The following is a 12,644-nucleotide window of genomic DNA, read 5'->3' as shown; positions in this document are numbered from 1 at the left end:
ACTGTGCGGGGGCTCCGGCCGTCTTCCTTATCCCTGCGTTGACCTGCTGGAATGGCCAGTTCTTGGCAGTCTCTGAAGAGTTGTGGGAACACGTGGGGCTAAGCGCCACGCGTGCGAATGCGTAGTTTTGCGTAAGAAGCTGCAGTTCGATCGATCATGCTGTCTGTTGATCGAGCGGGTGTTCCGGTCGGCGCTCCCGGGATCGACGCGATCCGCTACCTGGTGGACAACGGCATCAAATGGCGGGCGATGCCGGTCGACTTCCCCGCCTGGGACCGGGTCTACGCCTTTTTCCGCAGATGGCTCCAGGACGGGCTGATCGGCCCCGGAACCGAGTTCGGTTCCGGGGCCGCCACCGCAGATCCGGGTTCTCGGCAGTCCTGGGTTCGGCTACGCGGTGTAGGGGTTGGAGATGGTGTGCGGCCTGCGGGCGGTGGCCAGGACGTTCTGCGGGAACCGGGGGCCGGCGGTGTAGTGGCGGCCCTTGGTCTGTCCGACCGCAGTCAGTACTCCGGCCTTGGTCAGGGCTTGGAGGTCCCGGGTGGCCTGCTGGGTGTTGATGGCCTCGGCCCGCTCGTAGCGTGAGCGCCTGACCCGGCCCACCATCGCCACCTCGTGGAGGGCGGTGACCTGCCGCTCGCTGATGCCGTGAGCCTGGGCGTGGTCCATGAGCTGCATCCAGCAGTCGTTCGAGCGGTTGACCCGGTGCTGCACGCGCTGGGCTTGCTGGTGGTAGGCGAGGAGGCTGAACTTGATCCACGGCAGGGTGTCACGCTCGGGCGAGTAGACCGGTCCGCCGACCTCGCGGAGCACCTTGTAGTACTCCCATGTGTTGCCGGGCATACCCAGCCATTCCTCGATCGAGGAGAACTCCGGAGCCAGCACCCCGCCTCGGGCGATCAGCAGGGTCTGCAGCGAGCGGGACATCCGGCCGTTGCCGTCCGACCACGGGTGGATCTTCACCAGGTTCAGGTGTGCCATCGCGGCCCGGATCAGGACGTGTTCTTCGAGGTCGCCGTCGTTGAGCCAGTCCACCAGCTCCGCCATGAGGCCGGGTACGAGTTCTTGGTCGGGGCCGTCGTAGTCGGTGGCGAGCTCGTCGCCCGGGGCGGTGATGCGGATGGAGGTCTTGCGCCACTGGCCGGCTGTCCGCAGCGGGTGGTGGTGGCCCTGCAGCATCCAGTGCAGCGCGTTCAGGAGTTCCTTGCTGTACTGGAAGTCGGTGACGTCGTGGAGGGACTGGATGTATGTCATCGCCTGCTGGTAGGCGAGGGTCTCCGCCTTGTTCTCGTCGCTGGTCTCGACTTCGCGCTCGCCGTCCATCAGGTCGGCGACATCCTTCGCGTCGACCTGATAGCCCTCGATCGTGTTCGACGCGGCGATCGCGCTGGCGGTCAGCGCCTTGCGCAGATCGAGGGTCCACTTCATGGGGGCCTGCTGCACCGCATCACGCAGGCGCTCACGCAGTCCGTCGATCTGTTCCAGCACCAGGTGATCGTCGGAACCGAGACGGGGAGTCGAATACAACATGAGTAAATGATACCCGCTGCCTATCATTCCCGCACGAGGGTGGCTTCCATCGCTCCCTCCTGATTCACCCGCGCCGTTCAGCCTGACGCGGCGGACAGGATCACGTCCACGAGTCTGTTCGCCGCGTCCGGCCGTCCGTGCGCCCGGGCTCGCTCCGCCATCGCCTTGCGCCGTGCGGGATCGGTGAGGAGGGGGCCCACCGCCTCCCGCAGGCTCCCCGCGGTCACCTCACCGAGCAGCGCAACGGCGGCCCCGGCGTCCTCCAGGTGCCGCGCGTTGTGCGCCTGCTCGTTCCCGGCCGAGGAGGCGAGCGGGATGAACACCGCCGGCTTGCCCAGCGCGGTCAGCTCGGCGAGCGTCCCGGCGCCGCTCCGGGAGACCACGACGTCGGCCAGCGCCAGCACGTCGGGGAGCTCCGGGCCGACGAACCCGGCGAGGTAGTACCGGCCCGACAGCTCCACAGGCAGAGCCGCCGCGCGCTGACGCAGGCCTTCGACGTTGGCCGGCCCGCACTGGTGAATCACGTTCGCCCGCTCCAGCAGCCAAGGCAGGGCGTCCCGTACGACGTCGTTGATCTGCTGGGAGCCCTGCGCGCCGCCGGTGACGTACACGGTCGGCAGACGCAGGTCGAAGCCATGCAGGGCCAGAGCCTCCACCGCCTTGTCGGCGTGCCCGGTCAGCACCTCGGGGCGGATCGGATTGCCGGTGACGACCGCAGCGCCCCGCACCGACTCCGGCAGAAGCGGCAGCGACGACTCCGACGACACCGCGATCCTCGTCGCCGAGCTCGCGAGCTTCCGGTTGGCCAGGCCCAGCCGCACGGTCTGCTCGTGGAGGACCAGCGGGCGGCGGCACATGCGGGCGGCCAGGCCGGCCGGGACAGCCACGTATCCGCCCGTGGCGAGCACGACATCCGGCCGGAAGTCGGCGACGATCTTCCGTGCCTGGGCCACGCCGAGCGGCACGCGCGCCATGTCCTTCATGTTCGCCGGGCTCACCATCTTGAGCGGGTTGCTGGAGCGTCGAATCTTGCCCGTGGCCACGGTCTTGAAGGCGATGCCTTCGGCCGGTGCCACCCGAGCCTCCAAGCCGTCCGCTGTGCCGATCCACAGGACCTCGACCGCCCTGCCGTCCGCCGCCAGCCGATGCTGTAGCGCGCGGATCGCGGTCAACGCGGGATAGGTGTGCCCCCCGGTTCCTCCCCCCGTGACGATGAGGCGGAAGCTGGCCGGGAGACGAGAAGCACTATTCACTCGGCGCACCCTACTGGGCGATGTCCCCCTCCGGTTCATGTTCCGGTCCCAGCCGTGTTCCCACGGGAACACGGGTGATCGAGGAGGCGCGGAGATCAGGGCAGATGAGTGAAGATGCGGGCTGAAGCCACCGGGCGTTCGTGAGAGAAAGATTGCAGGTCAGCGGCAGCACAGTGAGGAGTCCACTGTGCGGGGGCTCCGGCCGTCTTTTTCGGCGATCGAGGCCGTGGCCGTTCCGGCCTCCAGCCACCGCGAGTCCTCCGCGCTCACCCCGTCTGGGCGGTGGACTACACGGTGCTCCGGACCGGGGTGCCCGACTCGGGCGCGGAGCGGGAAACGGAGCTGGTCGGGGTTGGGCTGCCGTATCTGAAGTCAGGTCTGGTCCGACGAGAACCGGCGGCTGTACGAGGTCGACAACCCGACCCCGCTGGCCAACCCGCCCGCCGAGGTGCAGCGGGCGGGCGCGGAGGAGGTCGTCGTCCGCCTCGACGCACCGGGCAGGGTCTTGATCCGGGTCACCGTATTCCCCCTGGCTGGCACCTCTGGATGAGAATGGCGGCAAGATCGAACCTGCCCGGACGAACTCCGCTGACTACGGCACACCCGGCCTCAGGCGGTGCTACCGCAGGGCGGAAAGGCCCTTCTGTAGATCATCAAGGTTCATGACCGGCTCGAACGTGACCTCGGCGCCCATCTCCTGAAAGAACGGGTCGGCGATGGAAGGCAGCTGCGAGCTGTCCTGCATGTCGAACACGAGGATCATGGTGCGCCCGCCCTCAGGGGTGAAGTAGGCGGCCTCCGGCTTCAGGCGCTCAAGGGTCGACTTCAGCGACTCGGGCATCGCTCCGCCCTTGGTCACCTGATTCGACATCTGGGTGTCCATGCGGGCCTTCATCATCATCCGCATCGCAAACTCTCCTCGCGCACCGCGACGTGCGCGGTCTCATCCGCGCTCACTGGGGATCCGGTGCCGTCCCGCCCACCCTCAGCCCGCTGATCGCACACCGCAACATCTCGTACGCCTACGTGACGCAGGGCCATGTCGTCCGTGGACGCCACCATCAGGCGAAACGTCGAGGATCCGGCCTCGCCGGTCCTCCTTGAGGAGTTGGCGGGCGCCGAGGTGCCCGTCGAGATGCTGCCCGGTGATGCCGGGCTTCGGGTTCGCGCTCTACTGAGGCCGCGGGTGCGCCTCCGCGTTGAGTAACCCGGGCAACCTTCCCTGTCAGCCGAGACCGCGCGCCGGGACCAGGTCAACCGCTCCGCACTGCGGTCGAATGGGCGGCGGCCTGGCATACGAGAGAGAGCCCCGAGAGATTCCGGGGAGGCGTGGTGCCGTCCCTACAGGTGCAATCGCGAACCGGCGACCTGGTGGTCCTGGATGAATCGGCTGCCGAGCGCTTGGGTGCGGGGCTGCGTGGCGGGCTACTCCGCCCGGGTGATCATGCGTACGAGCAGGCGCGTGCAGTCTGGAAACGGCCTGACGACCACCGGCCCGCGCTGATCGCCCGCTGCTCCGGAGCGGCCGACGTCGTTCAGGCCGTCGCCTTCGCCCGTGAGCACGACCTGCTGGTGTCGGTGCGAGGAGGCGGGCACAACATCGCGGGCAAAGCGGTGTGCACCGGCGGCCTGATGATCGACCTCTCGCCCATGCGAGGTGTCGCGGTCGATTCGGAGCGCTGCACGGCCCGAGTCGGGGGAGGTGCGACCCTCAAGGAACTGGACCGAGCCACGCAGGCATCGGGCCTGGCCACGACGTCTGGCGTCGTCACGCACACGGGCGTCGCCGGGCTCACTTGGGCGGCGGCGTGGGCCGGCTGGCCCGGAGGTACGGCCTCTCCTGCGACAATCTGCGGGCCGCGGAGGTCGTCACCGCCGACGGCCGGGTGGTGAGAGCAGACGAGTCCGACAACGCCGACCTCTTTTGGGGTCTGCGGGGCGCCGGAGCCAACTTCGGGGTCACGACCTCCTTGGAGTTCCAGCTCCACCGCGTGGGCCCCGAAGTGCTCGGAGGCGTCGTCGTCCACCCCCTGAAGAAGGCGAAGGCCGCGCTGAGTTTATACGGCGAGTACTCCCTGTCGGCTCCCGACGAGCTGTCGGCCGACGCGATCTTCCTGACCTCGCCCGATGGCGACCCCTTGCTCGCCATCTCCGCGTGTTACATCGGGTCGGTGGAGGAGGGCGAGCGTGTGCTGCGACCACTGCGGCGGTTCGGCCCGCCGCTTGTCGACGGGATCGGCCCGGTCGCATATACGGAACTTCAGGCCGCGGCCGACGCCTTCTTCCCCACCGGCCTCCGCTACTACGGGAAGTCCCATTTCCCGGAACGGATCGCCGACGACACCGTGGAGGCCACGGTGGATGGAACACCGATGGCCGATCATGCGGGTGGATGCGGCCAGATGCGTGAAGATGCGGGCCGAAGCGCCGAGCATTGGCGCAGGTGCGAGAGAAGCCGCAGGTCAGGGGCGTTGCAGGGAGACCACTGTGCGGGGGCTCCGGCCGTCCCCCTTTTCCATTCCGCGCACATTGGGTACGACTCACAGGTAGCACCGACTGGTATCGGTGAACCACCCGACTCGGCGGCGAGGTGAGTCCCTCATGTCGGCAACACAGCCCGTACAGCCCAAGGTGACCGAGCGCGAGGCACGGCAGGTCGCGGAAGCGGCCCGGGAGCAGGACTGGCGCAAGCCCAGCTTCGCCAAGGAGCTCTTCCTCGGGCGGCTGCGGCTCGACCTGATCCATCCCCACCCGCTCCCCCCGGACGAGGACGTCCGGCGGGGCGAGGCCTTCCTGGCCCGGCTGCGGACGTTCTGCGAGAACGAGATCGACGGGGCCCGCATCGAGCGCGAGGCGAAGATCCCCGACGAGACCGTGCGCGGGCTCAAGGAGCTCGGCGCCCTCGGGATGAAGATCGACCCCAAGTACGGGGGCCTGGGCCTCACGCAGGTGTACTACAACAAGGCGCTGGCCCTCGTCGGCTCGGTCAGCCCCGCCATCGGCGCCCTGCTCTCGGCCCACCAGTCGATCGGCGTACCCCAGCCGCTGAAGATCTTCGGCACGCAGGAGCAGAAGGACACCTACCTGCCGCGCTGCGCCACCACCGCCATCAGCGCCTTCCTCCTCACCGAGCCCGACGTGGGCTCCGACCCGGCGCGCCTGGCCACCACGGCGGTCCCGGACGGGGCGGACGGCTACGTCCTGGACGGCGTGAAGCTGTGGACCACGAACGGGGTGGTCGCCGACCTGCTCGTGGTGATGGCGCGCGTGCCGAAGAGCGAGAACCACCGCGGCGGCATCACCGCCTTCGTCGTGGAGGCCGACTCGCCCGGCGTCACCGTCGAGCACCGCAACGCCTTCATGGGCCTGCGCGGCCTGGAGAACGGCGTGACCCGCTTCCACCAGGTCAAGGTCCCCGCGGCCCAGCGCATCGGCGCCGAGGGCGCCGGGCTCAAGATCGCCCTGACCACCCTCAACACCGGCCGGCTGTCGCTGCCCGCCATGTGCGTCGGGGCCGGGAAGTGGTGCCTGAAGATCGCCCGCGAGTGGTCCGGCGTACGCGAGCAGTGGGGCCGCCCCGTCGCGCGGCACGAGGCCGTCGGCGCCAAGATCTCCTTCATCGCCGCCACCACCTTCGCCCTCGAAGCGGTCGTGGACCTCGCCTCCCAGATGGCCGACGAGGACCGCAACGACATCCGCATCGAGGCGGCCCTCGCCAAGCTCTACGGATCCGAGATGACCTGGCTGATGGCCGACGAGCTGGTCCAGATCCGCGGCGGGCGCGGCTTCGAGACCGCCGAGTCCCTCGCCGCCCGGGGCGAGCGCGCCGTCCCCGCCGAGCAGATGCTCCGCGATCTGCGCATCAACCGGATCTTCGAGGGCTCGACGGAGATCATGCACCTGCTGATCGCCCGTGAGGCCGTCGACGCCCACCTGTCGGTCGCGGGCGACCTCATCGACCCGGAGAAGGCGCTCGGCGACAAGGCCAGGGCGGGTGCCCGCGCCGCCGGGTTCTACGCCCGCTGGCTGCCCCAGCTGGCCACCGGCGCCGGCCAGGTCCCGGGCAGCTTCCGGGCCTTCCACCCGAGCGGCCACCCCGATCTCGCCACCCACCTGCGCTATGTCGAACGCTGCGCCCGCAAACTCGCCCGCTCCACCTTCTACGCCATGTCCCGCTGGCAGGGCCGGATGGAGACCAAGCAGGGCTTCCTGGGCCGGATCGTCGACATCGGCGCCGAGCTCTTCGCGATGAGTGCGGCCTGCGTCCGCGCCGAGCACCTGCGCGCCACCGGCGAGCACGGCCGCGAGGCCTACCAGCTGGCCGACGCCTTCTGCCGGCAGTCCCGGATCCGCGTCGAGGAGCTCTTCGGACGGCTCTGGACCAACACCGACGAGCTCGACCGCAAGGTCGTCGAAGGAGTGCTGACCGGCACCTACACCTGGCTGGAGGAGGGCATCATCGACCCCTCCGGCGACGGCCCCTGGATCGCGGACGCCGCCCCCGGCCCCTCCGCCCGGAAAAACGTGCACCGCCCCATCCGCTGACCTGCGATCATCGCCGGACGTCGGACAGACGTACGAGGATGAGTATGCGTACGAACTCCGTACACGTACGAGCACGGGCAAGGCGGAGAGAGCGATGCCGACGGCCGAGGAAGACCGCTCCAGCCGACGGCTGGCCTGGTGCGTGGCGCACCTGCTGCGCCACGCACCGGACCACGTCGTCGACGACCTGATCGGCCGGCTCGACGCGCCGGCCCGCAAGTACCTGTGCCGCGACGAGTGGCTGTCGCCCTCCACCGTCACCCTGCTGCTGCGCCACGGCAGCGAGGAGGACCGGCAGTACGTCGCCCGCAACCCCCACGTCGTCGGACGGCCCCTGCCCGGGCTGCCCGGACCGGCGCGCTACGCGGCCCGCTCCGGGCCGTCGCCCGAGCTGCTGCGGGAGGTCGGCCCGGGTCCGTTCACCACCGGCGAGCTGATCGCCCTGCTGCGCCGGCACACGCGCCGGCCCCGGGTCCCGCTCGCCCTGCTGCGGATGCCGCACGCCCCCCTCGATGCCGGGACGCTGCTGCGCGAACACGCCCGCGAGCCGCTGCCGCCCACCGCCGTCGAGGCCCTGCTGCTGGTCGGCGGACTGCCCCGCGAGGTCTGCCGGGCGCTGCTCGACGCCGGTACGCAGGACACGGCCGGGTACCGCTGGTACCGGCCCGCCGTCAGGGCCGTCCGGATGGGGCTGCTCACCTGCGACGAGCTCGCCGCCCACGTCGCCCCCGCGCACCGCACCCTGCTGCTCGCGGACCTCCCCGAGACCCGGGGCCTGCGCTGGTCCCTGCCCGAATGGACCGGGATGCGAACCGCCGTCGCCCGGGCGCTGCGCCCCCTGCGGGACGACCCCCGGCTCTGGGCCGAGCTGCTCCGGCACGCCCCCGCCTTCCGCGGCACCCTCCCGGTGCTCGTGGCCCGGATCGTGCGCGGCACCCTGCCGGAGTCCGCCGACGACGGACCGGCCGTCTTCGGGCTCGCCGCGGCGGTGCGCTCCCTGGCGCCGAGGGCCGCCGAGCCAGTCGGGGGCGTGGAGCGCGAACTGGCCCTGGCGAGCCTCGCGGTGCCCATGGAGTCCGTCCAGGAGGACATCCGGTGGGTGCGCGACTGCCTGGCCCGAGGGCTGCTCACTGGTGAGGACGTGATCCGGCACAAGGCGCCCGCCTGCTGGGCCCTGGACGAGGACCACTGGTTGGGGGACGTGAACCACCCCGACCGCCACGACTGGGCCGCGCCGGTGCTCGCCGCGCGCGCGGAGGCCGACCGGCTGTTCGCCGTGGCCGTCGGCGCCGATCCGGACGCCTGGTGGCGCGTGGCCGTCACGCTCCCGGACTTCGCCGGAACGCTCCCGCACCTTCTCCTGCGGGTCACGGAAGGGGGCTCCGTGTCCGGCCGCTCCTGACTTGCGGCAACAATGGGGGCATGAGCGACCGCCCAGCCCCCCTCGCCGATCCGCACCTCCTCTTCGACGCCGCGGCCGGCCCCCGGGACATCGTCATCCTCGGGTCCACCGGGTCCATCGGCACCCAGGCCATCGACCTGGCCCTGCGCAACCCCGACCGGTTCCGGGTGACCGCGCTGTCCGCCGCCGGCGGACGGGTCGGCCTGCTGGCAGAGCAGGCCCGGCTGCTGCGGGTCGAGACGGTGGCCGTCGCCCGCGAGGACGTCGTACCGGCCCTGAAAGAGGCGCTGAGCGCCCAGTACGGACCCGGCGAGCCGCTGCCCGAGATCCTGGCCGGGCCCGACGCGGCGGCCGATCTCGCCGCCTCCGAGTGCCACACCGTCCTCAACGGCATCACCGGTTCCATCGGCCTCGCGCCGACCCTCGCCGCGCTGCGGGCCGGCCGGACCCTGGCCCTCGCCAACAAGGAGTCGCTGATCGTCGGCGGCCCCCTGGTCAAGGCCCTCGCGAAGCCCGGCCAGATCATCCCGGTGGACTCCGAGCACGCGGCGCTCTTCCAGGCGCTCGCCGCCGGCACCCGCGCCGACGTACGCAAGCTCGTGGTCACCGCGTCCGGCGGTCCCTTCCGCGGCCGCACCCGCGAGGAGCTGGCCGCGGTCACGGTCGAGGACGCACTCGCCCACCCCACCTGGGCCATGGGCCCGGTGATCACGGTGAACAGCGCCACCCTGGTCAACAAGGGGCTGGAGGTCATCGAGGCGCACCTGCTCTACGACATCCCCTTCGAGCAGATCGAGGTCGTCGTCCATCCGCAGTCCTACGTGCACTCGATGGTGGAGTTCACGGACGGCTCCACCCTCGCCCAGGCCACCCCGCCGGACATGCGCGGCCCCATCGCGATCGGCCTCGGCTGGCCCCAGCGGATCCCGGACGCGGCCCCCGCCTTCGACTGGACCAAGGCGTCCACCTGGGAGTTCTTCCCGCTGGACACCGAGGCCTTCCCGTCGGTGGGCCTGGCCCGGCACGTGGGCACCCTCGGCGGCACCGCACCGGCCGTGTTCAACGCGGCCAACGAAGAGTGCGTAGAGGCGTTCCTGGCCGGTCGGCTGCCGTTCACAGCAATCATGGATACCGTCTCTGCCGTGGTCGATGAGCACGGGACGCCGGAGTCGGGAACTTCCCTGACCGTCCGGGACGTCCTCGAAGCGGAGACCTGGGCCAGGGCCCGGGCGCGGGAGATGGCGGCTCGGGCCGTCGTGGAGGCGGGCGCATGACACTTCTGATGACGGTGCTCGGGGTCGCGCTCTTCGCGGTGGGCCTGTTGATCTCCATCGCCTGGCACGAGCTCGGGCACCTTTCCACGGCCAAGCTGTTCGGCATCCGCGTGCCGCAGTACATGGTCGGCTTCGGCCCGACCATCTGGTCGCGGAGCAAGGGCGAGACGGAGTACGGCATCAAGGCCATCCCGATGGGCGGCTACATCCGCATGATCGGGATGTTCCCGCCCGGCGACGACGGCAAGGTCACCGCCCGCTCCACCTCCCCGTTCAGGTCGATGATCGAGGACGCGCGCTCGGCCGCGTACGAGGAGCTCCAGCCCGGCGACGAGAGCCGGCTGTTCTACACGCGCCAGCCGTGGAAGCGCGTGATCGTGATGTTCGCCGGCCCGTTCATGAACCTCGTCCTGGCCGTGGCGATCTTCCTCACCACCCTGATGGCCTTCGGGCTGAACACCCAGACGACCGTGGTCGGCTCGGTCTCGGACTGCGTGATCCAGCAGAGCGAGAAGCGCGACAAGTGTTCCTCCGGTGACCCGGCCGCCCCCGCCAAGGCGGCCGGCTTGGAGCAGAAGGACAAGATCGTCGCCTTCAACGGGCGCCCGGTGAAGGACTGGTCCGCGCTCCAGAAGGACATCCGGGCCACCGTCGGCCCCGCCACGATCACCGTCGAGCGGGCCGGACAGCGCCTCGACCTGCACGCCACCCTGATCGAGAACAAGGTCGCCAAGACGGACGGCAGCGGCAAGTACGTCAAGGACCAGTACGTCACCGCCGGTTTCCTCGGCTTCGCCCCCGCCTCCGGCTACGTCCCGCAGTCCTTCGACCAGTCCGTCGACCGCATGGGCGAGATGATGACGGCCGGCGTGCAGTCGCTCGTCGACCTGCCGTCCAAGGTCCCCGACCTGTGGAACGCGGCCTTCAACGGCGCCGAGCGCAAGCAGGACAGCCCGATGGGCGTCGTCGGCGCGGCGCGGGTCAGCAGCCAGATCTTCAACCTCGACATCCCCGCCCAGTACCAGCTGGTCTTCTTCCTCAACCTGTTGGCCGGCTTCAACCTCTCGCTGTTCCTCTTCAACATGCTGCCGCTGCTCCCGCTCGACGGCGGGCACATCGCGGGCGCGCTGTGGGAGTCCGTCCGGCGCACCGTGGCGAAGGTCTTCCGGCGCCCCGACCCCGGTCCCTTCGACGTCGCGAAGCTGATGCCCGTCGCCTACGTCGTGGCCGGGATCTTCATCTGCTTCACCCTGCTCGTGATGGTGGCCGACGTGGTGAACCCCATCAAGATCACCTAGCGCCGCCGGGAGAATCCCACGACCACGGGAGCCGGGCACACATCGTGCCCGGCTCCCTGCGTTCGGGTGGCGCACCCCCCTCGGATGCGAGGAGCGCGCGGTGATTGGCGTAATCTCGAAGGCTGGAGCCCGCCGATATCGGGACCTCGATCCACACCTTGGGGTTGCACAGCAGATGACTGCCATCTCTCTCGGAATGCCGGCCGTGCCGACGAAGCTTGCCGACCGCAGGGTCAGCCGCAAGATCCAGGTCGGTTCCGTGGCCGTCGGTGGCGACGCGCCCATCTCGGTGCAGTCGATGACCACCACCCGTACCTCCGACATCGGCGCCACGCTCCAGCAGATCGCCGAGCTGACCGCCTCCGGCTGCAACATCGTCCGCGTGGCGTGCCCGACGCAGGACGACGCCGACGCCCTCGCCGTCATCGCGAAGAAGTCGCAGATCCCGGTCATCGCCGACATCCACTTCCAGCCCAAGTACGTGTTCGCCGCGATCGACGCCGGCTGCGCCGCCGTCCGCGTCAACCCGGGCAACATCAAGCAGTTCGACGACAAGGTCAAGGAGATCGCGAAGGCCGCGAGCGACGCGGGCACCCCGATCCGCATCGGCGTCAACGCCGGCTCCCTCGACGCCCGCCTGCTGAAGAAGTACGGCAAGGCGACCCCCGAGGCGCTCGTCGAATCCGCTCTCTGGGAAGCCTCCCTCTTCGAGGAGCACGGCTTCGGCGACATCAAGATCTCGGTCAAGCACAACGACCCGGTCGTCATGGTCAACGCCTACCGCCAGCTGGCCGCCGCCTGCGACTACCCGCTGCACCTGGGCGTCACCGAGGCCGGCCCCGCCTTCCAGGGCACCATCAAGTCCGCCGTGGCCTTCGGCGCGCTGCTGTCCGAGGGCATCGGCGACACCATCCGCGTCTCCCTGTCGGCCCCGCCGGTCGAGGAGGTCAAGGTCGGCAACCAGATCCTGGAGTCGCTGAACCTCAAGCCGCGCCGTCTGGAGATCGTCTCCTGCCCGTCCTGCGGACGCGCCCAGGTGGATGTGTACAAGCTGGCCGAGGAGGTCACGGCGGGCCTGGAGGGCATGGAGGTCCCGCTGCGCGTCGCGGTCATGGGCTGCGTCGTCAACGGCCCGGGCGAGGCCCGCGAGGCCGACCTCGGCGTCGCCTCCGGCAACGGCAAGGGTCAGATCTTCGTGAAGGGCGAGGTCATCAAGACCGTCCCCGAGTCGAAGATCGTGGAGACCCTCATCGAAGAGGCCATGAAGATCGCCGAGCAGATGGAGAAGGACGGCATCCCCTCCGGCGAGCCCACCGTGGCCATCGGCGTCTGACCGCCCCGG

10 protein-coding genes and 1 pseudogene are annotated in these 12,644 nt (G+C 70.1%); 8 read left to right on the top strand and 3 right to left on the bottom strand.

Annotated features, from left to right (window positions below; genetic code table 11):
* Nucleotides 1-156: 156 nt before the first annotated feature.
* Nucleotides 157-306: pseudogene (locus J7E94_RS35340) on the top strand (transposase); the annotation flags it as partial.
* 84 nt (nucleotides 307-390) lie between these two features.
* Here J7E94_RS35340 and J7E94_RS05715 read toward each other — a convergent pair.
* From J7E94_RS05715 to J7E94_RS05705, 3 genes are all read right to left on the bottom strand, one after another.
* On the bottom strand, nucleotides 391-1,530 hold the full coding sequence (locus tag J7E94_RS05715; RefSeq protein ID WP_215012905.1) for a Fic family protein: 1,140 nt from the start codon (nucleotides 1,528-1,530) through the stop codon (nucleotides 391-393).
* Between the two features lie 77 nt (nucleotides 1,531-1,607).
* Nucleotides 1,608-2,822: a UDP-N-acetylglucosamine--N-acetylmuramyl-(pentapeptide) pyrophosphoryl-undecaprenol N-acetylglucosamine transferase gene (locus J7E94_RS05710; protein ID WP_251056192.1), complete on the bottom strand. Its 1,215-nt coding sequence runs from the start codon at nucleotides 2,820-2,822 to the stop codon at nucleotides 1,608-1,610.
* A gap of 580 nt (nucleotides 2,823-3,402) precedes the next feature.
* Nucleotides 3,403-3,690: a DUF3303 family protein gene (locus tag J7E94_RS05705; protein ID WP_215012903.1), complete on the bottom strand. Its 288-nt coding sequence runs from the start codon at nucleotides 3,688-3,690 to the stop codon at nucleotides 3,403-3,405.
* Nucleotides 3,691-4,112: 422 nt separating this feature from the next.
* Here J7E94_RS05705 and J7E94_RS35880 point away from each other — a divergent pair, with 422 nt between their 5' ends.
* The 7 genes from J7E94_RS35880 to ispG all read left to right on the top strand — a co-directional run bounded on the left by J7E94_RS35880 (nucleotide 4,113) and on the right by ispG (nucleotide 12,635).
* On the top strand, nucleotides 4,113-4,676 hold the full coding sequence (locus tag J7E94_RS35880; RefSeq protein WP_374224396.1) for an FAD-binding oxidoreductase: 564 nt from the start codon (nucleotides 4,113-4,115) through the stop codon (nucleotides 4,674-4,676).
* Nucleotides 4,592-5,377: an FAD-binding oxidoreductase gene (locus J7E94_RS05700; protein ID WP_215012902.1), complete on the top strand. Its 786-nt coding sequence runs from the start codon at nucleotides 4,592-4,594 to the stop codon at nucleotides 5,375-5,377. The genes J7E94_RS35880 and J7E94_RS05700 overlap by 85 nt, the downstream gene beginning before the upstream one ends.
* A 7-nt stretch (nucleotides 5,378-5,384) precedes the next feature.
* Nucleotides 5,385-7,328, top strand: a complete 1,944-nt coding sequence (locus J7E94_RS05695) for an acyl-CoA dehydrogenase family protein (RefSeq protein ID WP_215012901.1) — start codon at nucleotides 5,385-5,387, stop codon at nucleotides 7,326-7,328.
* A 94-nt stretch (nucleotides 7,329-7,422) separates the two neighbouring features.
* Nucleotides 7,423-8,730: a hypothetical protein gene (locus tag J7E94_RS05690; RefSeq protein ID WP_215012900.1), complete on the top strand. Its 1,308-nt coding sequence runs from the start codon at nucleotides 7,423-7,425 to the stop codon at nucleotides 8,728-8,730.
* A gap of 20 nt (nucleotides 8,731-8,750) precedes the next feature.
* On the top strand, nucleotides 8,751-10,004 hold the full coding sequence (dxr, locus tag J7E94_RS05685; RefSeq protein WP_215012898.1) for a 1-deoxy-D-xylulose-5-phosphate reductoisomerase: 1,254 nt from the start codon (nucleotides 8,751-8,753) through the stop codon (nucleotides 10,002-10,004).
* Nucleotides 10,001-11,302, top strand: coding sequence for an RIP metalloprotease (locus J7E94_RS05680; protein WP_215012896.1), 1,302 nt, complete (start codon nucleotides 10,001-10,003; stop codon nucleotides 11,300-11,302). The genes dxr and J7E94_RS05680 overlap by 4 nt, the downstream gene beginning before the upstream one ends.
* A 175-nt stretch (nucleotides 11,303-11,477) precedes the next feature.
* Nucleotides 11,478-12,635, top strand: coding sequence for a flavodoxin-dependent (E)-4-hydroxy-3-methylbut-2-enyl-diphosphate synthase (ispG, locus tag J7E94_RS05675; protein ID WP_215012893.1), 1,158 nt, complete (start codon nucleotides 11,478-11,480; stop codon nucleotides 12,633-12,635).
* Nucleotides 12,636-12,644 lie beyond the last annotated feature (9 nt).

It is taken from the genome of Streptomyces sp. ISL-94 (assembly GCF_018614075.1).
In the GTDB taxonomy this organism is placed as follows: Bacteria; Actinomycetota; Actinomycetes; order Streptomycetales; family Streptomycetaceae; genus Streptomyces.
Note: the sequence above shows the minus strand (reverse complement) of the source record. Positions and strands in the feature narration are given on the sequence as shown.

What these genes read in the sequence shown, in the direction of transcription:
- J7E94_RS05715 (WP_215012905.1), bottom strand. Translation starts at nt 1,530, where the DNA reads ATGTTGTATTCGACTCCCCGTCTCGGTTCCGACGATCACCTGGTGCTG.
- J7E94_RS05710 (WP_251056192.1), bottom strand. Translation starts at nt 2,822, where the DNA reads ATGAACCGGAGGGGGACATCGCCCAGTAGGGTGCGCCGAGTGAATAGT.
- J7E94_RS05705 (WP_215012903.1), bottom strand. Translation starts at nt 3,690, where the DNA reads ATGCGGATGATGATGAAGGCCCGCATGGACACCCAGATGTCGAATCAG.
- J7E94_RS05695 (WP_215012901.1), top strand. Translation starts at nt 5,385, where the DNA reads ATGTCGGCAACACAGCCCGTACAGCCCAAGGTGACCGAGCGCGAGGCA.
- J7E94_RS05690 (WP_215012900.1), top strand. Translation starts at nt 7,423, where the DNA reads ATGCCGACGGCCGAGGAAGACCGCTCCAGCCGACGGCTGGCCTGGTGC.
- dxr (WP_215012898.1), top strand. Translation starts at nt 8,751, where the DNA reads ATGAGCGACCGCCCAGCCCCCCTCGCCGATCCGCACCTCCTCTTCGAC.
- J7E94_RS05680 (WP_215012896.1), top strand. Translation starts at nt 10,001, where the DNA reads ATGACACTTCTGATGACGGTGCTCGGGGTCGCGCTCTTCGCGGTGGGC.
- ispG (WP_215012893.1), top strand. Translation starts at nt 11,478, where the DNA reads ATGACTGCCATCTCTCTCGGAATGCCGGCCGTGCCGACGAAGCTTGCC.